Origin of the sequence: Nocardia iowensis (assembly GCF_019222765.1) — a bacterium.
GTDB lineage: Bacteria > Actinomycetota > Actinomycetes > Mycobacteriales > Mycobacteriaceae > Nocardia > Nocardia iowensis.
In genome coordinates, this window is record NZ_CP078145.1 from 2,209,575 (window position 1) to 2,231,219 (window position 21,645).

The window sequence follows — 21,645 nt, forward strand, 5'->3', positions numbered from 1 at the left end:
AGAGACTCGGCTGTGTCCCGTTGGGTGAGGCGGCCACTGCGCCCTGGGCAGCTGACGATCGGGCGGCCGCGGCCGCTTTGACCAAGGCGTCGAGTGGGACATGGCTGAGCCGAATTGCGAGTGGGACTCGGCTGTGTCCTGTTCGGTGGGGCGCTTAATGGGGCGTCGGCGGCTGGCGGGCGGGTTACCTCGAGCGGCGCTTTCGGAACGGGGTCCACCGGCGCTTGCTTTTCGGTGGAAAGTCGTTGTCGGTCAAGCCTTCCAGGGGCGGCATAATTGCTGTTCGCTCCAGGTCGCCTATGGCTGGGATGATCTGGGTTCGGCCGAGAGTGTCAGCGGGGAGTTGGCGGCGTGTGCTGAGGTCGGCCAGGACCCGGTCCTTCAACGAAGGTGCCGATACCGGGGCCACCGCGGTGGCGAGGCGTGCGGCGACTGACCGCAGGAGGGTGACCTCGGCGTGACAGGTGGGGCAATTGTCGAGGTGGCGTGCGAAGGCGGCGCGTTCGGCGTCGTTCAGGGCGTCAAGTACGAAGGCGCCGGTGAGGTTGTGGATGTCGGGGTTCACGGCTGCCGGTCCAGGGTGTCGCGGACGCGGATCAGTCCGTCGCGCATCCGGGCTTTGATCGTCCCTACCGGCTTGTCGAGTGCCTCGGATACCTCGCGGTCGGTGTAACCGCGGTAGTAGGCGAGAATGAGCGATCGGCATTGCAGATCGGTGAGTTCGCCCAACGACCTGCGCACCGCGTCGTCCTCGATCCGATCCATCGCGGTCTGCACAACCTCGTCGAAGCACCAGCGCAACTCGGATTGCCCCGCACGATTCTGCCGTTCCCCGGCGTCGGCGAAGCGCACGCGTTCCACTGCGCGGCGATGCGCGATCGACATCGCCCACTCCAGCACTCGATGATTGTGCTCATCGAATTGCGGTGCCTTCTGCCAGAGCTCGAGCAGTACATTCCGCGCGACATCTTCGGCCTGGGCATGATCTCGCACCACCCGCGCCACAATCCCTAGCACCGGCCCCGCCACGATGTCGTACAACTCGGCGAACGCCTGCTCGTCCCCGCGCCCGACGCGGCGGATTAGCATCTCCGGACTATTCGCCGTGCCGCGCGCGCCGTGTACTGCTCGGACGGGGATGACCATAGGTGTCCTTCCAAGCCGGAAGCCGTTCACGACGCAAACAGCAGATGTGGCCCAGATCATATGCCGCCCCGCCGACAGCAACACCCGGCCACCCGCGCAGCGGCCGAACCGCTGTGAAACCGCCAACGACCGAGCGCGCCGCAGGTGTGTGCGACGCGCTCGGGTGGACGGCCGCAGGTGAGTGCGACTCGCTCGGTGGACGGCTCCTGGTTACGCCGGACCGGTCTTCGCCAGCACCTCGAGGTAGTGCGGGTTCGACATGAGGCCGAGGACATTGCCGAAGGGGTCGACGACGGACGCCGTCACGAATCCGGAGCCTTCGCCGCGCTCGGTGATCGGGTCGTACTCCTTGGCGCCGAGTTCGAGCAGTCGGTCGAAGGTGGCCTTGATGTCGTCGACGTGCCAGTTGACGATGGCCCCGCCGGGTGCGTTGCGGGCGCCTGCCGGGGCGTAGGCGCGGTTGACGATTCCAAATTCGTGCAGGTAGTCGCCGATGCGGAACTCGTAGTAGCCATTGGGGACGTGGAAGTAGGGCTCAACGCCGAGGAACTCGGTGTACCAGTCCTTCGCGGCTTCCAGGTCGTCGGCGTAGAACGTGCTCGTCGCCATTCCTCGCAGCATTTCGGTCTCCTTCATCGGTGTTGGTTCTTGCTTGTAAAACCATCATCCAACCTAAAGTGCTCACCGAATGAGCACTTTTTCAGGCAGAATTGTGCGCATGCGAGCGGACAGATTGGTGGCGATCCTGCTGATGATGCAGACGCGCGGACGGGTGACCGCCGCCGAGGTCGCCGAGGAACTGGAGACATCGGTCGCCACCGCGCGCCGCGACCTAGAGGCATTGTCGACGGCGGGCGTCCCGGTGTACCCACAGCCGGGCCGCGGCGGCGGTTGGTCGCTGGTGGGCGGCGCGCGCACCGACCTCACCGGTTTGACGGCGGGCGAGGCGCGGGCGTTGTTCCTGCTGGCAGGCCCGTCGGCCAGCGCGGTACCGGAGGTGAAATCAGCACTGCGCAAACTGGTCCGCGCCTTGCCGCAGCCCTTCCGCACTGACGCCGCGGCAGCCGCCGACGCCGTGGTGATCGATCCCGCCCGCTGGGGTCAGGCCGACCGGGAGCTACCGCCGGTGGTCGAGCTACTACAGCGAGCGGTGGTGCAGCGCAACAAGGTTCGCCTGCACTACGCCAGTAAGAAGGGCGAACGCACCGAGCGGTTGGTCGACCCGTGGGGCCTGATCGACAAGGACGCCATCTGGTACCTCATCGCCGGAACCGACAACGGCCAGCGCACCTTCCGCATCGACCGCATCACCGAGGCCGTCTTGACCGACGAACCCGCCCACCGCCCAGCCGATTTCGACCTCTCCGCCACCTGGAACGAGGTAGTCGACGAAATGGAGCAACGCCGCGCCGCCACCGCCGCCACCGTCCTCATCTCCGACCGCCTGCTCCCGATCCTCCGCAACCAACAAGGCAGACACTGCGTAGTCGACGGCCCGATCCCCGACGGCCGCATCCAAGTCCAGGTCACCGCCCCCACCGCCTGGATGCTCGCCCAGCAACTAGCCGGCTGGGGCGCCTCCATCGAAGTCGTCGAACCCGAAGAAGTCCGCACCGAACTAGCCCGAATCGGCACGGAACTCATCAACCGCTACCACCCCCCATCACCGTAAAACCGCCACCTCACCCACGCTTCTCGTTCCCCGGCGAGCGTCGAGTGGCACATCATGGTGAGCCCTTCTCCGCAAACGCCTCCACTATGTGCCCTCGGCGAAGTTCTGAAGATTGGCGGGCTCCCGAGCGGGACCTGTCTGAGAGCACACGATCGGTCGTTCACTAAAGTACGATCGTCCGTTCGTATTCGTGCGTTTTCGTGGAAGAATGGGGACATGTCCGAGCCCACAAGTGCTTCTGACCAGCAGCAAAGCGCCGATCAGCGCTTGGTCAAAGGTGCGCGGGCCCGGGCGTCGATCGCCAGGCATGCAGCTGATGTTGCGTCCGTCGAGGGCTTGACGGGGCTGAGCATCGGGAGGCTGGCCACCGATCTCGGCCTCAGCAAGAGTGGCATCGCGACCCTGTTCGGCAGCAAGGAAGCTCTGCAATTGGCTGCGGTCAAAGTGGCGCGTGAGGTCTTTGTCGACGAGGTCGTCAAGCCGAGCCTGGACGAGCCGACCGGCATGCCGCGCCTGCGCGCCCTGGTCGACCGCTGGTTCGGCCAGGTCATCGAGCCGGCGTTCCCCGGCGGCTGCTTCCGGGTCGCTACCCTCGCCGAGTTCGACAGCCGCCCCGGCCCCATCCGCGACGCCGTCGCCGAGGGCCACCGCGACTTCCTCGCCTTCGTGGCCAACGAAATCCGCCACGCTCAGGAACAAGGACACCTCGGCGAACGCAACGCCGACATCATCGCCTTCGAACTGGACGCCGTCATCGCCGCCGCCCACAGCGCCCGCCAGATGGGCAACGACTGGGGCGTGGCGACGGCTCGCGCGATTGTCGACGAGTTGCTGGGCTGAGTTTCGTGTAGACGGGTCGCTGCCTACGTGTCCGGACTAGACATCTGCCAGTTCTTCGCCCCGGATCGCACGACTTTCAGTCGGAGTGTTTACGCAGGCGTCAGGACCGACGCCGGAACTGTGGGACAGATGCGCGCCGTCGGGTGTGTCCTGTCAGGCCGACCTTACGAGGTTGTTGGCGACGGCGGCGTCGTAGCGGTCCCAGACAATTTCGGTGAGAGCGGAATGGGGGCCGATGACGTTGGCGTGCACCAAGTTCGGGGCGGCGGTCGCTAGACGGTCGGTGAGGAGGCCGGGAGCCAGGAACCACGGGGCGACGAGTACGTCATCGGCGCCACGGGCGTGCAAGCGGGAAATCGCCTGCGACACCGTGGGTTCGGTGGTGGCGAAGCAGATCTCGGTGAGATGGCCGGTGAGCGCGGCGAGACGTCGGGCCACCGCCGCCGTGCGGGCGTTGGCGGCGGGGGAGGAGGAGCCCACCGCGGCCACCGCGATACCGAGGCGACAATTCGGCCGGGTCCGCAATGGGCCCCGCGAGGTTTCGATTCGGGTGGTGGAGCTCGTGGGGTCTTGGGTTGCGCTGATCGACATGTCACGGGTGGTGTCGCTGCGGTCTCGCGTGGCATCACTCGGTGGGTACCGCGTGGCGGCGATCGAGTCGCAGGCTTCTGTTACCCGATCTCGCAGTGCGGCGATCAGCCGGATATCGGGGCCGAGTACGTCGGCTTGGGTGAGGTGGAGCTGCGGGTGGCGGGTGTGGGCTGCGGCCAACAGGCCGGGTAGATCCACCCGGGCGTGAAAGGCATTGCCCAGCAGCATCGGCGCGACCACCGCATGGGTATGCCCTTGCGCCGCAACGGCGTCCACGACTTGCTCGACCGACGGCGCACTGAGATCGAGAAACGCCAGCCGCACATCGAAACCCGGCCGCGCGGCCGCCAGTTCTTCGACGACCGCCGACATGGTCGCGGCGGACCGCGGATCCCGGCTGCCATGCGCCACCGCGATCAACGCGGGGGCACCTCGCCTCGGTGCGGCCTCACCGACGAGCGGTGCGACCGACATGCTCAGTGCCGCAGCGGTTTGTCGCACCGCCGCCGTATGCAAGGCGGGCGTCGCTGCGATGGCGCGCGATTCCGTCACCCCGCTCACGCCTGGCATCGCCACCCGCACCGCATTCGCGTTCGACACTGTGTTCGCGCCGGACGCTGTGATCGTGCCGGACGCTGTGCTCGTGCCCGACACTGTGTTCGCGTCCGCTGCCGTGTTCGCGCCCGGCGCCGGGCTTGCGTCAGGCACCGTATTCATGCTCGGCATCGTGTTCGCACCTGGCACCGTGCTCGCGTCCAGCACCGTGTTCGTGTCGGGCGCCGTGCTTGCGTCCGGCATCGTGCTTGCGCCCGACACCACCCCCGTCGCGGCGGGCCGCAGTGTCGTACTGCCGAACGGATCCCTCACGTCAGACTCCGGTGCCGACCTCAACGGCCGACAGCACGTCGCCGACCAGGCCTGCGGCTACGGTGTTGCCCCCGGACGGATCGATGAGCAGGAAGCTGCCGGTGTGGCGGTTGACTCGGTAGTCGTCGACGGCGAGGGGTTCGGCGACGCGCACAGAGATGCGGCCGATGTCGTTGAGGGCCAACGATTCCGGGTTCGGGTCGGCGAGAAGGCGCTGTTCGTCGAAGCGTTCCAGCAGGCCGCCGACGATGGCCTGCGTGGTGCGGGTGCCGTGCTTGAGCAGCAGGCGTGCGCCGGGGCGCAGCGGCTTGTCGCCGAGCCAGCAGACGGTCGCGTCGAAGGTGTCGATCGGCTCGGGGGCGTCGGCGACCGAGGCGATGGTGTCGCCGCGGGAGATGTCGACGTCGTCGGCCAGGATCAGCGTGACGCTGCGGCCGGTTTGCGCCACGGCGAGCTCACCGTCCGGCGTATCGATCCGCTCGACGGTGGTGCGAATCCCGGAGGGCAGCACCACGACCTCGTCGCCGGGCGCGACCGCACCGGCCGCGATCTGACCGGCATAGCCGCGATAGTCGGGGTACTCGGCGGTGCGCGGCCGGATCACATACTGCACCGGAAAGCGAAGTCCCAGTGTGTGATTGCCGGTGCTGTCGGCATCGACCGGCACCGATTCCAGATGCTCGATCAGCGAGGGACCGCTGTAGTACGGGGTGCCCTCGGAGCGAGTGGCGATGTTGTCGCCGTGCAGCGCGGAAACCGGAATCTCCAGCACGTCGTCGTCGGCCCAGCCGAGAGTCCGGGTGAGCTGGTTGAATTCGGCCGAGATGTCCGCGAACACGGTCGCCGCATCATCCACCAGGTCGATCTTGTTCACCGCGAGTACCAGCTTCGGCACCCCGAGCAGTGCGAGCACCGCCGCGTGCCTACGGGTCTGCTCGATGACACCCTTGCGCGCGTCGACGAGCAGGATCACCAGCTGCGCGGTCGACGCACCGGACACCGTATTCCGGGTGTACTGCACATGCCCGGGAGTGTCCGCCAGCACGAACGAGCGCCGCGGCGTGGCGAAATAACGGTAGGCGACATCGATGGTGATGCCCTGCTCACGTTCCGCGCGCAGCCCGTCCACGAGCAACGAAAGGTCCGGTGTGGCAAGCCCTTTGTCCACCGACGCCCGAGTAACGGCATCGATCTGATCGGCCAGAACGGATTTCGTGTCGTAGAGCAGGCGTCCGACCAGGGTGGACTTGCCGTCGTCGACAGAACCGGCGGTGGCCAGCCTCAATAGCTCGGCGGACATATCAGAAATAACCCTCTCGCTTGCGGTCTTCCATCGCGGCTTCCGACACCCGGTCGTCACCGCGGGTAGCACCACGTTCGGTCAATCGGGACGCGGCCACCTCGGCCAAGATCGCCTGGTTGTCGGCAGCGTCGGAAAGCACTGCGCCGGTGGACGATCCGTCGCCGACGGTGCGGTAACGCACCGAAAGCGTTTCCAGCACTTCGTCCTCGCGCGGGCCACCCCAGACGCCGGGCGTCATCCACATGCCGTCGCGCTGGTACACCGGACGCTGATGCGCGTAGTAGATGCTCGCCAGGTCGATGTCCTCGCGGGCGATGTAGCGCCAGATGTCGAGCTCGGTCCAGTTGCTCAACGGGAACACCCGAACGTGCTCGCCCGGCGCGTGCCGCCCGTTGTACAGGTTCCACAGTTCCGGCCGCTGCCGCTTGGGGTCCCACTGCCCGAAGGCGTTGCGCAGCGAGAAGATTCGCTCCTTAGCGCGGGAGCGCTCCTCGTCGCGGCGGCCGCCGCCGAACACCGCATCGAAGCGGTGCTCGCTGATCGCGTCCAGCAGCGGGACGGTCTGCAACGGATTGCGGATGCCGTCCGGACGCTCGGTGAGCCTGCCGTCAGCGAGATAGTCCTCGACCTTGGCGACGTGCAGCCGCAGCCCGTACCGCTCGACGATCTTGTCCCGGAATTCCAGCACCTCCGGCAGATTGTGCCCGGTATCGACGTGCAGCAGCGCGAACGGCAGCGGCGCGGGCCAGAATGCCTTGAGCGCCAAGTGCAGCAGCACGGTGGAGTCCTTGCCGCCGGAGAACAGGATCACCGGCCGCTCGAATTCCCCTGCCACCTCACGGAAGATGTGGATCGACTCCGACTCCAGGGCGGCGAGCGTGTCGAAATCACTGATGCCGAAGGCGCGTTCGGTGGTGTTGGAGGATTCGCTCACAAGTTCGTTCACAATGGTCTCCGTCATGCTGTATCCAATCTGCCTGTCCGAGGGCCCTCCGTGGTTACGCAGGCTGCCTCCGCCGGGCCTGACTCGGTCAGGCGGTGTGCAACCCGCATTCGGTCTTGGCGAGGCCGGCCCAACGGCCGCTTCGCGGATCGGAACCCGGCTCCGGCTTCCGTGTGCACGGAGCGCAGCCGATGGACGGATATCCCTCTTCCACCAGGGGATTGACGAGGATGCCGTGCTGTTCGATGTAGGCCTGCATCTCGTCGTCGGACCAGGCGGCGATCGGGTTGATCTTCACCAGTCCGAACGCCTCGTCGAACGAGATGAGCGGTGCGTTGGCCCGCGTCGGCGCCTCGACCCGGCGGATGCCGGTCACCCAGGCGTTGTATCCGGCCAGTGACTTCTGCAGCGGGACCACCTTGCGCAACCGGCAGCACTCGCCGGGATCACGCCCGAACAAGTCCTTGCCGAGCAACTGATCCTGTTCGGCCACAGTGTGTTCCGGACGAACATTGACCACGTTCACCCCATACACCGCCTCGACGGCGTCCCGGGTGCCGATGGTCTCGGCGAAGTGGTAGCCGGTATCCAGGAACAGCACGTCCACGCCGGAGCGGACCTGCGCGGCCAGGTGAACCAGCACGCCGTCCTGCATGTTCGAGGCGACGATGTAGCCCGAGCCGAAGTTGGCCTCGGTCCACTGCAGCAGGTCGAGCGCGGATGCCTCGGGACCGAGGTCGGCTGCGCCCTTCTCGGCGATGGCCCGCAGCTCTTCCTCGGCCAGCTTCGCTACCAATTCGGTTGTCACAGTTGATCTCCCATCACATGCCCAGCGCAAGCGAGGCTCATTTCAGGTCAGCCTCGTCGGCACGAACGGCCCACTGCGCGAACCGTTCGCCATCCTCGCGGTGCTTGATGAAGTTGCGCACCACCCGCTCGATGTAGTCACCGAGCTCGTCGCTGGTCACCTTGTGCTGACGCAGCTTGCGCCCGAAGGCGCTGTCGAAGCCGAGGCTGCCACCCAGGTGAACCTGGAAGCCCTCCACGTGGTTCCCGTTGCCGTCATCGACCAGCTGACCCTTGAACCCGATGTCGGCGATCTGCGACCGGGCGCACGAGTTCGGGCAGCCGTTGATATTGATGGTGACCGGAACGTCCAGCAGCGCATTGAGATCCGCGAGCCGCTCCTCCAGTTCGGGCACCAGCACCTGCGACCGCTTACGCGTCTCGGCGAACGACAGCTTGCAGAACTCGATGCCGGAGCACGCCATCAGGTTTCGCCGCCACAACGACGGACGTGCTTGCAGCCCAAGGGGTTCCAGCTCGTCGATCAACGCGTCGACCTTGTCGTCGGCGACGTCGAGCACGATCAGCTTCTGGTACGGCGTGAACCGGATACGGTCCGACCCGATCCGCTCGACGGCGTCGGCGACCTTGGTCAGGATCGTGCCGGAGACCCGGCCCGCGATGGGGGAGAAGCCGACCGCGTTCAGCCCGTTCTTCAGCTTCTGCACACCGACGTGGTCGATCGGCTTGGTCGGCTGCTCCGGCGCCGGGCCGTCGATCAGCCTTCGCTTCAGGTACTTCTCTTCGAGCACCTCACGGAACTTCTCGATGCCCCAGTCCTTGACCAGGAACTTCAGTCGCGCCTTGGTACGAAGGCGGCGGTAGCCGTAGTCGCGGTACAGCGAAACCACGGCCTCCCACACATCCGGCACCTCGTCGAGCGGCACCCACGCGCCGACTCGTTGCGCCAGCATCGGATTCGTGGACAGGCCGCCACCGACCCACAGATCGAGACCCGGCCCGTGCTCGGGATGGTTCACCCCGACGAACGCGACATCGTTGATCTCGTGCACCACGTCCTGCTGGCCCGAGATCGCCGTCTTGAACTTGCGCGGCAGGTTGGAGTACTCCTTCTTGCCGATGTAGCGGCGCACGATCTCGTCGATCGCGGGCGTCGGGTCGATGATCTCGTTCAGCGATTCACCCGCGAGCGGGGAGCCGAGCACCACGCGCGGGCAGTCGCCACACGCCTCGGTGGTCTTGAGGCCGACTGCCTCGATCCGCTGCCAGATCTCGGGGACGTTCTCCACCTCGATCCAGTGGTACTGCACGTTCTCGCGGTCGGACAGGTCGGCGGTGTCGCGGCCGAACTCGGTGGAGATCTGGCCGAGCGTGCGCAGCTGCTCGACGTTCAATGCGCCCGCGTCGCAGCGGATGCGCATCATGAAGTACTTGGCCTCGAGCAGGTCGATGTTCTCGTCGCCGGTCCAGCTGCCGTCGTAGCCCTGTTCGCGCTGGGTGTAGAGACCCCACCAGCGGAACCGGCCGCGCAGATCGCCCTTGTCGATGCTGTCGAAGCCCTGCTTCGAGTAGATGTTCTCGATCCGGGCGCGGACGTTGAGTGGGTTGTCGTCCTTCTTGGACTGTTCGTTCGGGTTCAGCGGTTCGCGATAGCCGAGCGCCCACTGTCCTTCCGCCTTGCGGCGCACCGGCTTACCGGTGCGGGCGCGTTGAGCTCCGGCCTTGGGTGCGGCCGACGTTTCGGGGCGCGGGCGGTCGGGGCGGACGCGGCGTTCGGAGGCGGGGCGGTCGGGCCGCGAGTGGTGGGCGGGCCGGGAATCGGGGCCGGACTGATCGGTCGGACCGGCGTCGGTGCTCGACGTCATGGGGTCGCTCCTGCGGGGTGGGTTTACATCCGTGCTGAAGGCGCGAGGGGCTGACTCGCACCTGCGGTGTCAGCGGACCGATAAAGTCGAATATCGGGATCGCCGGGAAGACCCGGGGATGGGCGTCGCTGAGCTACCGAGAAGAAGCAGGCAGACAGCAAGCACTACAGACGCGCTTGTAGTCGACGTGGCGACGTGCCACAAGTCGTACTCCCGATGCGCGCATGAGCCCAATTGTGCCACGTCAGCGGCGGCCTTCCGACCGAGAGTCCATATTTTCCGCAATTTAGCGGGAAATCCCCTGGACCGTTCGGTCGATATGTGACGCCAGTCATAGACCATCTACCGAACTCGGCTGCTGATACCCCGCCGTCACCGAAGTGAACCGTGCCACTATCGACGGACGGGACCTCACGGCGGCATCACTCGCAGTTTCTCGCAGCCATGTCCCGTCCGCCGAGGCCAAGCCGTAGGGGTGCTCGGCGAAGGGGACAACACGGAGGGGGCTACTCGGGTTTTGCCTCAGCCAGGTCCCGCTCGTGGACGGATTCTGGGATTTGACCTGAAGTCCACTCGAGGTGTCAGGGTGAGCGCCATGAGTACCGCAGCTGTCGAGGCCGAACTCGACGCCATCCGCAAGGTCGTGGCCACCATCGAACACTCTCAGCAGAACGAACTGGTCGAGGAGTTCGTCGGCCTGTTCCGCGAAGACGCCATCTGGACCACCGGTGGCGGCAAACGACTGTTCGGCCGCGACGCCATCGCCGAGTTCACCGCCAAGGTCCTGCCCGGCGCGATGCGCGACGGCACTGCCATCTACGAGATCGAACACGTCCTGTTCATCCGCCCCGACGTCGCAGCCGTCAAGGTCCGTCAGCGCTACCTGACCAACGACGGCGAACTGACCGGCCAGGGTTCCCCGATGTACGTGATGTCCAAAGAAGACGGCCGCTGGCTGCTCACCGCAAACCAGAACACGGTGGTCGCAGACTGAATCGAGGTGCGCAGTGGCTGGCCGGAAGCATTCGGACAGCCCTCGCATCCGCTGGAGGGCTGGACCACCGCGCCGCCGTACCGCCGGACCCTCCGACGTTCGACTGAAGCGGGTAGCTGCGAGGTGCGCGTGGGGGCATGGCAGCCGCGCGGGTTGCCCGGGCGCGGGTGGGTGGTGGAGGACCGGCAGACTGGAGGGGTGAGTTCACCTGCGGCTATCCCTGTTGGCACCGAGACGTCGGGGCCGGTGCTCGGTGATTTCGGGGGTGGGGCGTTCGGGATCTACGTGCATGTGCCGTTCTGTGCGACACGCTGTGGGTACTGCGATTTCAACACCTATACGGCGGGTGAGCTCGGGACCTCAGCGTCGCCGCAGTCGTGGCTGGACGCACTGCGGGGCGAGTTGGCCACTGCGGCGGCTCAGTTCGCGGCGCTTCCGACGACGACGCCCGAGGTTGCGACGATCTTCGTCGGCGGGGGCACCCCTTCGCTGCTCGGCGGGGACGGCCTGGCGTCGGTTCTCGATGCGGTGCGCGTGAACTTCACCCTCGCCGCGGATGCCGAGGTGACCACCGAGTCCAACCCGGAATCCACCTCGCCGGAATTCTTCGAGCGGATCCGCGCGGCGGGCTTTACCCGTGTCTCGCTCGGCATGCAATCCGCCGCCGCGCACGTACTGAAAGTGCTCGACCGCACCCACACCCCTGGCCGCGCGGTCGCCGCCGCACAAGAGGCCCGCGCGGCCGGGTTCGACCATGTGAACCTCGACCTGATCTACGGCACCCCCGGCGAACGCGACAGCGACCTCGATGCCAGCCTCGACGCGGTACTCGCCGCGGGCGTCGACCACGTCTCCGCCTACTCGCTGATCGTCGAAGACGGCACCGCACTGGCCCGCCGCGTCCGCCGCGGCGAACTCCCCGCCCCGGACGACGACGTCCTCGCCGTCCGCTACGAACGCATCGACGCCCGCCTCACCGCCGCAGGCCTGACCTGGTACGAGGTATCCAATTGGGCCGCAAGCGAAGCCGCGGCCTGTCGGCACAACCTCGGCTACTGGGACGGTGGCGACTGGCTCGGCGCGGGCCCCGGCGCGCACAGCCATGTCGGCGGCGTCCGCTGGTGGAACATCAAACACCCCGCCCGCTACGCCGACCGCGTGGCCGACGGCGGCCTCCCCGCCGCAGGCTGGGAAACCCTGACCTCCGACGAGCGCTACACCGAACGCGTCATGCTCGCCGTCCGCCTCCGCACCGGCCTACCCCTGGCCGACCTGGACCCGACCAGCGCCGCGGCTGCCGACCGAGTTATCGCCGACGGCCTGGCAACACGATCGGGTGATCGTCTCGTGCTCACCGATCGAGGCAGGCTCCTGGCCGACGGAGTGGTCCGTCAGCTGCTCGTCCCATAAGCAGGTCGCGCACCTCATCGCTCCAAAGGGTGCGCGACAGTCACCGGAAAACCGGCTCGCTCTCGTTCGCATGTGACACAACACTCATCACGGGTCGGATCACCTCGCTGGCGCGGAACGATCCGCCCTCTTCGTTCGGCATCGGAAGGGACTCGGTAGATCTTCTCGCCTCCAGGGCGCTCTCAGGTCCCCTACCGGGGCAACCAGCCCGCTAGCGCACCCGGTCGACTCGCCGCAGCACTCGCAAACTTGCGAGCATCCCGCAGCCCGACCAACCACCTTCGGCGAACTGCCGGGTCGGTTCGGCTGTCGCGGAGCCGACCGGCCTTGTAGGCTTCGATCAACCCCAAGGAGATTCATGTCCCCGGCACGACACATCACTCTCATCCACGAACCGGGCGAATTCGCCGAGGCGCGGGCAAACGAAAAGGCCGAAACTGCGCGACAGAGCGCGGTGGCCGCCCGCACGGTCGCCAGCTATTCGCAAAACGCCGATGATTGCCAGTCCCTATTGGCGATGCTCGGCCTGGACGCACTCGCCGGCAAACAAGCCAGGGTCTGCGACTAACACACCTCCCCGTCGGCGAGCGCCAGTCGCCGCCACTCGCGGGGCAGCCCGTACGCGGTGCGCAAGCGCCAAGCGAAATGCGACGGGTCACGAAAACTACAGCGCCGCGCGATTATTGCGATCGTGCGGTGTCTGCGGTCTGGATGCGTCTGGACCCTCTTCCGGTCGCTGGTTGATGGTCCACTGCTAGTGGCTGTCAGCGGCCGTCGCGCGGATCTGTACAGCTGACGCACCGATACGTTGTGCTCGATCCGAGGTTCGGGTCGGTCGGCCGCACGCCCCGTCGTGTTCATCCATGGACTGTGGATGCACAGCAGCAGGGGGCTTCGTGGCTCGACCGGTTCGACCGCGCGGGATACAACACGTTCGCACCGGGCTGGCCCGGCGACGCCGACACCGCCGACGCCACCCGTGGTGATAGGCCACTCCTTCGGCGGTCGATCGCGCAGCAACTCCTCGGCTCCGGCCTCGCCAGTGCGGGTGTCGCGATCGCGCCCGCCCAGTTCCGTGGTGTTTTCACGTTGCCGCTCGCGCAGGTGCGCAGCGCGCTCCCGGTGCTCAGCAGGCCATGGCTGCGCACGCAAAGACGTGGTCGCACACGCCGGAGAGCTATCACCGCTTCTTCGCCAAGCGAGATCCCGCGCCGGGAATCCGACAATCTGTTCGCCACGCAACAGCATCCCCGCCCCCGCCAGCCCATCTTTCAAGCGGGCGTGGCCAATTTCGCGCCGCATAGCGAGGCGAGTGTCGACACCAAGAGCGCCCGCGGGCCGCTGCTGTTGCTGGCGGGCGGTCGCGATCGCACCGTGCCGGAGGCAACTGTGCACTCCGCGTACCGGATTCAGCCTAAGAACCTTGGCGTCACCGAGCTCACCGTCTTCAGCGATCGTGGCCACGCCATGCCTGTCGACCTCGGTTGGCGCGAAGTCGCTGACACGGCACTGGATTTCCTCGCTGAGCAGAATTTAGGTCCGCAACTTTTGCACTGAAGCGCAGCTGGTCCGTTCGCCCAGCAACACCCCATCGCGCTGGTCTCCGAGTCAAACCTGGTGCCACGACAGCGACGTCGGCGGCGGGCCGACCCCGAGCCTGCGAATACTCCACTCCCAGTTGGTCTCCCGACCGACCGCATCAATCGCACTGCATCCCAACGGTTTACGGCGAGACATTGCCTTTCGCCATTGCGGCTGAGTCGGATATGGCGCTATTGATGGCGTTGATCAGGGCGCCGAGGACCTCTCCCTCGTAGATGTCGAGCACTTTGTCGGCGTCCAGATCAATGGAGCGGAGCAGGCCACGGCCATCGATCGTCACGCTGCCGAACTCGGTGCCCGCCCGACGGTCCACGACCCTGACCTCGTACAACCGGTCGGCCAGTGCGGACCCTCCGTCGAGGATGTTCTGCGCACTACGATTCCAGTCTCGATTCATTTCCTGGACGAGTGCGGAGATGCTGACGAGATCCGACATACGAGCCCTCTTTCACAGGCTGGCGGGATGGTGCTCGAAGGCTTCGGGGAATTCTTTGCGCAGCACGTCGATGGCTGCCTCCGCCGCACTGCGCCGGGCGCTGTTGACTGCTGCCACGATCGCCCGGCAGGTCTCAGCCAGGGCGTTGCTCGTTTCCGACCACGCCGCCTCGGTAGCGCCGCCGAATCCGAGGGAACAATCGGTGAGCCCGCGTGGCAGCTCGATCGCCAGAACTCGTCCGTCGGCCGAGACGGTCACATGCGCACTGCCGTCGCCTGCTTCGTACGTCCAGCCGTCGATCTCTGCCATGGCTGCGCGTACCCGGGCGCGCAGTGCCTCGACCTGGTCCTCTTCTTCGCTGAATAGGTCTCGAACATCGCCTATCACCAATTCGGTAACCCCCCGCGGGTTGTGGTTGTTATTGAATGATTACTCGATCAAACAGCATTCGCTCGAGGTGCAGATCAGCGAAGCTGCCGATCGACAGGTGCGGGCATCGTTGCCCGGACCGCCGATGTTCATGGCGTTGGTTTGCTGCCGGAGTGCGCGGAGCCGACCGATCACGCCGTGATCCGCTGTGGCAGTGAGCTGTGTAGCGGATGGCCGGTTCGGTGAGCGGACCGCCTGCGGCAGAACGACTTTCGCCGACGAGGTTGCATGACATGATTGTTTCGAGGATTTCCCCGGTATTCAACTCGACTTTGAGGCGACCGTGTCCACACCCCGTAAACAGCCCCGTCAGCAGCGCTCACAGTTCACCTTCGAGGCGATCTTGGATGCGGCTGCTCGACTTTTCGAGCGCGACGGGTACAAGAACACCACCACAAACAAGATCGCCGAGCTGGCCGGGGTGTCCATCGGGACGCTGTATCACTACATCCCGAACAAGGATGCGCTGCTGTACGCGCTGGACGAACGCCACCTGCGGCACAACATGGACGCGCTGATGGCGCAATTCGCCATCCTGCGCAGCGACGATCCGCCGCTGGCCGACACCGTTCGCCAGATAGTCACCGGTTTGGCCTACGGGCACCGCGACGAGAAGCACCTGAACCGGATGCTGTTCCTACAGGCTCATCGCACCCCGGACATCATGCGCCGCATGCGGGACCTCGAAGACGTCCTCGCCACCGAGGTCGAATACCACCTCCGCCGAATGAACGTCGGCGGCCCGGACCCCTACCTCACCGCCCTGCTAGTCGTCCAAGCCGTCGGTGCCCAAATCCACGGCGCCATCATCGAACCACCTCCCGGCCGCACCATGGAGGACTGCATCGACACCGTAGTCGACATGTGGGTCCGCGCCCTCGAAACCACCAGCGCCCCACCCCGCTCCGACCAGCCCCAAGCTGCCTCGCGCCCCACACCAGCCGAGGCCAACCGGCGCCAGCCGAACACGGCCACGAGCTCGACACCCGCCTGCCCGTAGTCACAGACCTTGGGTGCGGGTCCCAGGCCCTCTGCCCTCTGTGAGCCGCGCGAAAGGTCTGTGAAACCTTGCTGTCGACGTGGACCATGCGCACGGCGGCGGTGCGAGGCTGCGGGTGGCCCCCAGTTCGACACCCGCTCCACCCCCACCGTGATCAGTCGCCGGTGGCCTCGAGCTCGGCACCTGCCTAGTCCTCTGTCCGCTGGTGGTCGCAGACCATCGGCACGGCTCACAGGCCTTCTACCCTCTGTGGACCGTGCGGAAGGTCTGTGGGGTGTGGGCTTTGGCGTGGAGCGTGCACACGGCTCGAGTGGCGCGCCGTTCCATCTCGATCGAAGTCGAGTCTTTTGCGGCGCCGAAGGCGGTGTAGGCGTGCTGGTGCGGCTCGACGAAGTGTGCGCCGCACCCATGGGTCGGGTCGAGTTGGGAGCAACGCTCCGATCGAGTTCTCGATGACCGCCGATGTGATCGGCACCTGACGGCGCAAGGCGCATAATTCGGTGTGATCACTAATGGGGATAGTGCGGCTCGGGCGGGGGACGATGCCGGGAGCGATTGGGGGCGAGAGGGATTCGAGTTCTCCTGCCCGCATCCGGACGATGGCGGAGTCATCGATCTGCTGTACGCAGTCCGGCATGGACAGAGCGAATCGAACGTCGCGTTCGCCGCGAATGAGACGGTCGAGTCCGACGACATGGCCATCGCACTGACCGAGCTGGGTCGGCGGCAGGCGACTGCGGTCGGCGAGTGGTTCGCCGCCCTCGATGCAAACCAGTTCCCTGACCTGGTGCTTTGCTCCCCGTACCGGCGAGCGGTGCAGACTTGGCAACTCGCCGAGCAGGAATTGCGCACGGCGAACCGAAAGCTGCCGTGCCACCGCGTCGACCACCGTCTCTACGACCGACACCGAGGTCAGCTCAAACACCTGCCCCCTGCAGTCGTACGCGAGCGCTTCCCCGAGGAACTCGCGAAAGAAGCCCGCGACCCACTCGGCTATCGCCCACCCGAAGGCGAATCCTTCAAAGATGTCGCCGAACGATTGCGCGGCGTCGTGGCCGATCTCGAAACCGACCACCGCCACCGCCGGGTGCTGATAGTGGCGCATGACGCGATAGTGCTGTTCCTGCGCCAACTCATCGAAAAGCTCACCGACACAGAGGTTTTGGCGCTTGCCGAAGCTGGCCTCGCGGGCAACGGATCGATCACCAGCTGGCAGCGCGCGACCAACGGTTACCAACTGCTCACTTACGACCAGCGCACCCACCTGCCGGAAAATTGATGCGCCACTGAGAAGTTGGACACCATATCCCAACCGACACGATCCGCGTTGATCCGGCCGCGCGCCGCCATATCGGTCGTGCCGCGATGTAGGCCGCGTCGCCATACGACCGCACCTCCATATCAGCGCCATATCAGCGGCACTCGGCATCGTCGTGCACATCAGCCGTTCGACGCATCCAAACCCTCGGCGTCGTACGCGAAACCGAAAGGCAATCACATGTCGCACCCGCCCATGGAAGGACACCCGTGCCAACCATCCAGGCGGCGGCCTCGCATCTTCGGTCGCGGACCAACTCCGCTGGGCCCGCTTCCATCTCGGCGACGGCCGAACAGCAGACGGTATCGAATTGCTGCCCCGGGACTACCCGCCTTTCGGCATGGGCCTCCTACCCGGTGAGGGCGACGACTACATCCTCACCACCGGCGCCCTAGCCGGTCAACGCGGCTTCTTCACCCACGACGCACACGGCACGATCACCGGCGTCGACCTCGCGGGCCGACTCTTCAATCGAGTCCCCTGAAGCGGTCCACGAAGCGCGATCAATGCTTTTCGTGGACCGCTCATCTTTCAAAGATGTTGTCTCGCATAGCAGGTGGGAGCCGGACAACTAGCTGCGAGACCTGCCGACGGACCTGACCAACCCGCAGTTCCGGCGACAACGACTGCCAGACCTGACGAATCGTCTCCCGAGCATGGTCCAATTCGCCTCTGCGGATGAACACCGCGGCCATATCGAGATCGAGAAGTGCGCGGCCGACCTGATCCTTCTCGGCCATCGGTAGTTCGAGCATCCGTTGCCGGATCGACTCGGCCGCGCGCCAGTCGCCGACGGAACTGAGTGCGTGCGACTGGTGCCAGCGCAGGATGTATTCGGAGGTGCCGAGATTGTCGTCGGTCGTGGCGGTGGCGGGCAGCGCGGCGAACATCCGCTCGGCGGCGGTGACCGCGTCCAGCGCATCCCGCCGCCGTCCGATCCGGGCCTGAATACCCGCCTCGGCAAGTAGCCCGAAGACCCCCGCCGGTGTCGGCGACGGGCCACTGGCCGCCTGGGCCGCACGTGCCGCGGCCAAGCCTTGGTCGAGCGCGTGCCGGTAGCACTCGTGCGTGTGCGCCATGTGCCCGTGCAACCAGGCCTCGAGTGCGGTGTCCCCGGCATGGCGGGCGGCACGGCGCGCCTTAGAGAACCACATGAAGGTGTCTTGCAGATCGGCGACGTCGTTCAGCCGAAAGGCGATGAGCCCGGCGAGGATCGCCTCGATGCGGTGCAGGCGCCGATGTAGGTCGGCGGAGTGGTCGGTCAACTTCAGCTGCTGGACCTGGGCCAGGTCACGCATCCGTGCCGGAATGTATTCCGATGGGGGAAGGACGTAGACGAGGTAGCCGCAGAGTTCGAGGCTCTCCTCCAGTACGCGAACGGTTTCCAGCGCCGTGAAGTCGCTGCGCGGGGTGGTCGGGGCGAGCAGGCGGCTCCGTGGCGCGATCGGCGGGGATTCGTCCTCGGTGTAGTCGTGCCCGTAGCCGAGTCGGTCCGGCCGGGTGCGGTACAACCGGCACAGCGCGTCGAGGAACTGATACGTCGGCATGTCGAGACCGGTCTCCCAACGGGACACGCTTTGATGCGATAACCCGCGGCACGACGACCCCTCGGCACTGACGATCTGCTGCAACCGCTGGGCGACATCGACGAGGGTGAACCCGTGCGCGATCCGATGAGCTCGGAGCAACGACACTCCACAATGCGACCGGACCGCGTGGACCGTCTCCCACGTCGTCCCGCCCGCGGCCGCATACTCCCGCACGACTCGTCTGCCGCACGCGATGCTGTGCTGGCTCCCCACGACATCTCCAGGTCACTGGTGATTTCCTTGGCGGACACGCGGATGGATCTGCGTGACCCGCGCTCTTGACGGTATCCGTACGCTGTGCTCACGTCCATAAACAGGCAGTTCTGCGCGCGAGGCGTGCAAGGACGGGGCATTGCTGGCTACGGCGGGACGGCGGGACCACGCTGGGGGCATGAGAAAAATAGTCATCGTCGGAAGGACTCCGGCGAACCCGGTGCATTATGCCGCCGAGGATGACCACGTGTCACTCGCCCACCAGGCGATACACGTGCTGACCCCGATCGCGACCGGAATCACCGCGCTGGCCACATTCGTCACTTGCGCATCGGCAATGAACATCGGCACCGTGTCGGTGTTGGCCGCCGCGTGGGTACTGGCCGGCTGGCTGGCGCGCGGGCGACGCTGTCATTGCCGCGAGGATCGCAGGCACACTCGGATATGCGAGACCGCAGGGGGTTCCGCCTAGTCGCAGACCCGGTAACCAGGGCAAACTCGGACCCGTGATGCCGCGGAAAGTTCCGTTCAGGCCCATATCGTTGTAGCGCGCGGCGAGCCGCGAAAAAATACCCGGGAGTACGGAACCGGGTGTCGGTCATATCGGTAATGTGAGCGACATCAACGGGTCCGAGATCGTACAAAGCAGACATTCAACTGACCTGCGCGGTATCGGAGCGCTGGTTCTGCTCACCGCGTCATTTGCCATGCTCACGGTGTTGTCGCGCTATCTCGCCGGTGGTTTCACCGTCGCTCAGCAGGTCTATCTGCGGACCGGTGTGGCGTTCTTGCTGGCGCTCGCCGTATTCAGCCGGTGGATTCGCTGGCGCACCGTGCTTCGGGTAGGCGTGCGGGAATGGTCCGTGATCGTGGGACGTACCGTGCTGCTGTACGTAATCGGCACCACATTGTTCGCAAAGGCCACGACAATGACGACGGTGAGCGATATTTCCTTCATCGCCGCCCTGCCCCTGGTCTCCGCGCTCGGGATGCTGATGCGCAGCGTGCGCGTCACCGCTGTCCGGATCGTGTTCGTCGGGGGATCGGCGGTGGGCGTGGCGATCCTGTCGGGATTCGGGGGGAGTGCATCGAGTGCGTTGAACTATGGCAACCTCGTCGCGCTGGTCGCCATGGTGGCAATTTCGTTGAGTTACCTTGGCCGCGAATGGCATAACGGTGTACTGAACAATCATGAGCTCACCGCCTTGACCCTCGGCGTCGGAGCTTTGGGCGTGGCGTTCACTTCCGTTGTGCAAAGGGACGGACTACCGCGAATTCCGGAGCAACTGCCGCCGCACACTTCAGCGGGAATGCTGTGGGCCGCAATCGGTATCGCCGGTGTACTCAGCGTGGTGAACGTCTTCCTCATCAATTACGCCTTCGAGCATGTGGATCCGGTACCCGGCGGCAACATGCTGACCCTCGAATGCGTATGGGGTTTGTTGTTCGGGTTGTGCTTCTTCGGCCAGGTGCCGACGTGGAGCGGGATCGTCGGTGGGGCACTGATCGTGCTGTGCGCGTTGGCGCTCAACGTGATCGACGGGCACACAGCCGAGGAGGCGGAGGAGCCCAGTGGTCGAAGACCACCGGAGTTCGCCGCACCCAACACTGCCGAGCAGTCGCTGCCTGTCGTCCGGATGTACCTGCCGGAGGGCGCCGGTCTGCCGCGTTCGCAGCGGGAAGAGGAACTGGCAGCGGCTCAGTCGTGGATCGAGTCGTGGGTGAACGACGCTACGAACAGTCCGAGTCAGCGGACTCCGACGAGCTGACGGCGGAACCAGGTCCGTGGCGGCTGGTGGCTACCAAGTTTCGGCGCTGGATTCTTGGAGGCGGGTCAGGGCGCGGGTTATCCAGGTGGTGAAGTGCGTGGTCAGGTCGGTGGGGGTGGTGGGGCGGACGGTGATGTGGGGGCCGCGGATTTCGGTGTAGCGGCCGTCGTCGGTGATGTCGTGCCATTGCAGGACATTCCAGGGTTGGGCGAGGGTGTGCAGCGGGGCGGCTACGAGGACGGCGGTGCCGCCGCCGTCGGCGGGACGACCGAGGAGTCGCTGGTATTGCTCGCGCGGGGTTTGGCGGGCCACGTCTTCGAAGTAGCCATTGCTACGCGGTGTGAGATCGTCCGGGTGGAAGGTGGCCGGGGCCGCGCTGCCGGGCGTGCAGGCGGGCAGGGCCTGCACCAAACGGTTTGGGAGGCTGTCCGGGCGGAACATGCGCACGCGGATCGGGCCATGTTCGGTAGCGGTGCCCGCCTGCATGAGAGTGACGGCGTGATAAGGATTCCTCGCGCCGACAATCCGGTACTCACGTAGATCGTCCCGGCCGGAACTGTTCTTGTGTTTGCAAGTGCCACCGAGGATTTCGATCCGCAACTCGGAGGTGCCGAGCGTGTGCAACGCCAGCTGAATCTCCTCAAACTCGTCAGCGCTATAGCGCTCCCGCACCGCACGTCGATGCGCCGCGAACTCATCACGCAAAGCGAACCGACTGGTGTAGCGCAGCGGACCCGGGAACCGATCATGGGCATCGGAATACCAGAGCGCCGCGAAATCATCCGGTTCCCAAGTCCATTCAGCCATACCCATCCAATCTGCTCCATGTCGTACTTTGCTGAGTGCCTGTG

Annotated in this window: 24 protein-coding genes; 11 read left to right on the forward strand and 13 right to left on the reverse strand. The window is 65.9% G+C overall.

The window, feature by feature from the left end; translation table 11 throughout:
• Positions 1 to 184: 184 nt before the first annotated feature.
• From KV110_RS10005 to KV110_RS10015, 3 genes are all read right to left on the reverse strand, one after another.
• Positions 185 to 565, reverse strand: coding sequence for a zf-HC2 domain-containing protein (locus KV110_RS10005; protein WP_218475371.1), 381 nt, complete (start codon positions 563 to 565; stop codon positions 185 to 187).
• Positions 562 to 1,089 (reverse strand): sigma-70 family RNA polymerase sigma factor, encoded by a 528-nt coding sequence (locus KV110_RS10010; protein ID WP_218475373.1) that lies wholly within the window; start codon positions 1,087 to 1,089, stop codon positions 562 to 564. The genes KV110_RS10005 and KV110_RS10010 overlap by 4 nt, the downstream gene beginning before the upstream one ends.
• Before the next feature lie 267 nt (positions 1,090 to 1,356).
• Positions 1,357 to 1,767 (reverse strand): VOC family protein, encoded by a 411-nt coding sequence (locus KV110_RS10015; protein WP_218475375.1) that lies wholly within the window; start codon positions 1,765 to 1,767, stop codon positions 1,357 to 1,359.
• Positions 1,768 to 1,864: 97 nt separating this feature from the next.
• On the opposite strand from KV110_RS10015, the gene KV110_RS10020 reads away from it, so the two are divergent.
• Together KV110_RS10020 and KV110_RS10025 are read left to right on the forward strand one after the other, a co-directional pair.
• On the forward strand, positions 1,865 to 2,818 hold the full coding sequence (locus tag KV110_RS10020) for a helix-turn-helix transcriptional regulator (RefSeq protein WP_218475377.1): 954 nt from the start codon (positions 1,865 to 1,867) through the stop codon (positions 2,816 to 2,818).
• Positions 2,819 to 3,034: 216 nt separating this feature from the next.
• On the forward strand, positions 3,035 to 3,658 hold the full coding sequence (locus KV110_RS10025) for a TetR/AcrR family transcriptional regulator (RefSeq protein ID WP_218475379.1): 624 nt from the start codon (positions 3,035 to 3,037) through the stop codon (positions 3,656 to 3,658).
• 153 nt (positions 3,659 to 3,811) lie between these two features.
• Here KV110_RS10025 and KV110_RS10030 read toward each other — a convergent pair whose 3' ends face one another.
• From KV110_RS10030 to KV110_RS42045, 6 genes are all read right to left on the reverse strand, one after another.
• Positions 3,812 to 4,723, reverse strand: coding sequence for a sirohydrochlorin chelatase (locus KV110_RS10030; RefSeq protein ID WP_218478319.1), 912 nt, complete (start codon positions 4,721 to 4,723; stop codon positions 3,812 to 3,814).
• A gap of 394 nt (positions 4,724 to 5,117) precedes the next feature.
• Positions 5,118 to 6,416: a sulfate adenylyltransferase subunit 1 gene (locus KV110_RS10035; RefSeq protein ID WP_218475381.1), complete on the reverse strand. Its 1,299-nt coding sequence runs from the start codon at positions 6,414 to 6,416 to the stop codon at positions 5,118 to 5,120.
• Position 6,417: 1 nt separating this feature from the next.
• The gene (cysD, locus tag KV110_RS10040) at positions 6,418 to 7,380 is read right to left on the reverse strand and encodes a sulfate adenylyltransferase subunit CysD (protein WP_218475383.1); all 963 of its coding nucleotides are present in this window, start codon (positions 7,378 to 7,380) and stop codon (positions 6,418 to 6,420) included.
• Positions 7,381 to 7,450: 70 nt separating this feature from the next.
• The gene (locus KV110_RS10045; protein ID WP_218475385.1) at positions 7,451 to 8,170 is read right to left on the reverse strand and encodes a phosphoadenylyl-sulfate reductase; all 720 of its coding nucleotides are present in this window, start codon (positions 8,168 to 8,170) and stop codon (positions 7,451 to 7,453) included.
• 37 nt (positions 8,171 to 8,207) lie between these two features.
• Positions 8,208 to 10,034: a nitrite/sulfite reductase gene (locus tag KV110_RS10050; protein ID WP_246634442.1), complete on the reverse strand. Its 1,827-nt coding sequence runs from the start codon at positions 10,032 to 10,034 to the stop codon at positions 8,208 to 8,210.
• 133 nt (positions 10,035 to 10,167) lie between these two features.
• The gene (locus KV110_RS42045) at positions 10,168 to 10,260 is read right to left on the reverse strand and encodes an Ms4527A family Cys-rich leader peptide (protein ID WP_357940236.1); all 93 of its coding nucleotides are present in this window, start codon (positions 10,258 to 10,260) and stop codon (positions 10,168 to 10,170) included.
• Between the two features lie 369 nt (positions 10,261 to 10,629).
• Here KV110_RS42045 and KV110_RS10055 point away from each other — a divergent pair, with 369 nt between their 5' ends.
• The 4 genes from KV110_RS10055 to KV110_RS10070 all read left to right on the forward strand — a co-directional run bounded on the left by KV110_RS10055 (position 10,630) and on the right by KV110_RS10070 (position 13,995).
• A complete protein-coding gene (locus KV110_RS10055; RefSeq protein ID WP_218475386.1) occupies positions 10,630 to 11,028 on the forward strand; it encodes an SgcJ/EcaC family oxidoreductase in 399 nt (132 codons plus the stop codon).
• A gap of 216 nt (positions 11,029 to 11,244) precedes the next feature.
• Positions 11,245 to 12,438, forward strand: coding sequence for a radical SAM family heme chaperone HemW (hemW, locus tag KV110_RS10060; RefSeq protein WP_393539127.1), 1,194 nt, complete (start codon positions 11,245 to 11,247; stop codon positions 12,436 to 12,438).
• Positions 12,439 to 12,796: 358 nt separating this feature from the next.
• The gene (locus KV110_RS10065) at positions 12,797 to 13,006 is read left to right on the forward strand and encodes a hypothetical protein (RefSeq protein WP_107654883.1); all 210 of its coding nucleotides are present in this window, start codon (positions 12,797 to 12,799) and stop codon (positions 13,004 to 13,006) included.
• Positions 13,007 to 13,308: 302 nt separating this feature from the next.
• Positions 13,309 to 13,995, forward strand: a complete 687-nt coding sequence (locus KV110_RS10070) for an alpha/beta fold hydrolase (protein ID WP_246634443.1) — start codon at positions 13,309 to 13,311, stop codon at positions 13,993 to 13,995.
• Between the two features lie 166 nt (positions 13,996 to 14,161).
• On the opposite strand, the gene KV110_RS10075 is transcribed toward KV110_RS10070, so the two are convergent.
• Together KV110_RS10075 and KV110_RS10080 are read right to left on the reverse strand one after the other, a co-directional pair.
• Positions 14,162 to 14,476 carry a YbaB/EbfC family nucleoid-associated protein gene (locus tag KV110_RS10075; protein WP_218475390.1) on the reverse strand — a complete coding sequence of 105 codons (315 nt, stop codon included), beginning with the start codon at positions 14,474 to 14,476 and terminating at the stop codon, positions 14,162 to 14,164.
• Positions 14,477 to 14,488: 12 nt separating this feature from the next.
• Positions 14,489 to 14,866 (reverse strand): hypothetical protein, encoded by a 378-nt coding sequence (locus KV110_RS10080; protein ID WP_218475392.1) that lies wholly within the window; start codon positions 14,864 to 14,866, stop codon positions 14,489 to 14,491.
• Positions 14,867 to 15,188: 322 nt separating this feature from the next.
• Between KV110_RS10080 and KV110_RS10085 the strand changes: the two genes are divergently transcribed.
• From KV110_RS10085 to KV110_RS10095, 3 genes are all read left to right on the forward strand, one after another.
• A complete protein-coding gene (locus tag KV110_RS10085) occupies positions 15,189 to 15,905 on the forward strand; it encodes a TetR/AcrR family transcriptional regulator (RefSeq protein WP_218475393.1) in 717 nt (238 codons plus the stop codon).
• 502 nt (positions 15,906 to 16,407) lie between these two features.
• Positions 16,408 to 17,184 (forward strand): histidine phosphatase family protein, encoded by a 777-nt coding sequence (locus KV110_RS10090; protein ID WP_218475395.1) that lies wholly within the window; start codon positions 16,408 to 16,410, stop codon positions 17,182 to 17,184.
• Between the two features lie 379 nt (positions 17,185 to 17,563).
• Positions 17,564 to 17,707 carry a hypothetical protein gene (locus KV110_RS10095; protein ID WP_218475397.1) on the forward strand — a complete coding sequence of 48 codons (144 nt, stop codon included), beginning with the start codon at positions 17,564 to 17,566 and terminating at the stop codon, positions 17,705 to 17,707.
• A gap of 40 nt (positions 17,708 to 17,747) precedes the next feature.
• Here the strand turns inward: KV110_RS10095 and KV110_RS10100 are convergent, their stop codons facing one another.
• Positions 17,748 to 18,917: a helix-turn-helix domain-containing protein gene (locus KV110_RS10100; protein WP_218475399.1), complete on the reverse strand. Its 1,170-nt coding sequence runs from the start codon at positions 18,915 to 18,917 to the stop codon at positions 17,748 to 17,750.
• 286 nt (positions 18,918 to 19,203) lie between these two features.
• On the opposite strand from KV110_RS10100, the gene KV110_RS10105 reads away from it, so the two are divergent.
• Both KV110_RS10105 and KV110_RS10110 read left to right on the forward strand, forming a co-directional pair.
• Positions 19,204 to 19,497: a hypothetical protein gene (locus KV110_RS10105; protein WP_218475400.1), complete on the forward strand. Its 294-nt coding sequence runs from the start codon at positions 19,204 to 19,206 to the stop codon at positions 19,495 to 19,497.
• Between the two features lie 139 nt (positions 19,498 to 19,636).
• The gene (locus KV110_RS10110; protein ID WP_218475402.1) at positions 19,637 to 20,794 is read left to right on the forward strand and encodes a DMT family transporter; all 1,158 of its coding nucleotides are present in this window, start codon (positions 19,637 to 19,639) and stop codon (positions 20,792 to 20,794) included.
• A gap of 30 nt (positions 20,795 to 20,824) precedes the next feature.
• On the opposite strand, the gene KV110_RS10115 is transcribed toward KV110_RS10110, so the two are convergent.
• Entirely contained in the window at positions 20,825 to 21,601 is a 777-nt protein-coding gene (locus KV110_RS10115) for an ESX secretion-associated protein EspG (RefSeq protein WP_218475403.1), read from the reverse strand.
• Positions 21,602 to 21,645 lie beyond the last annotated feature (44 nt).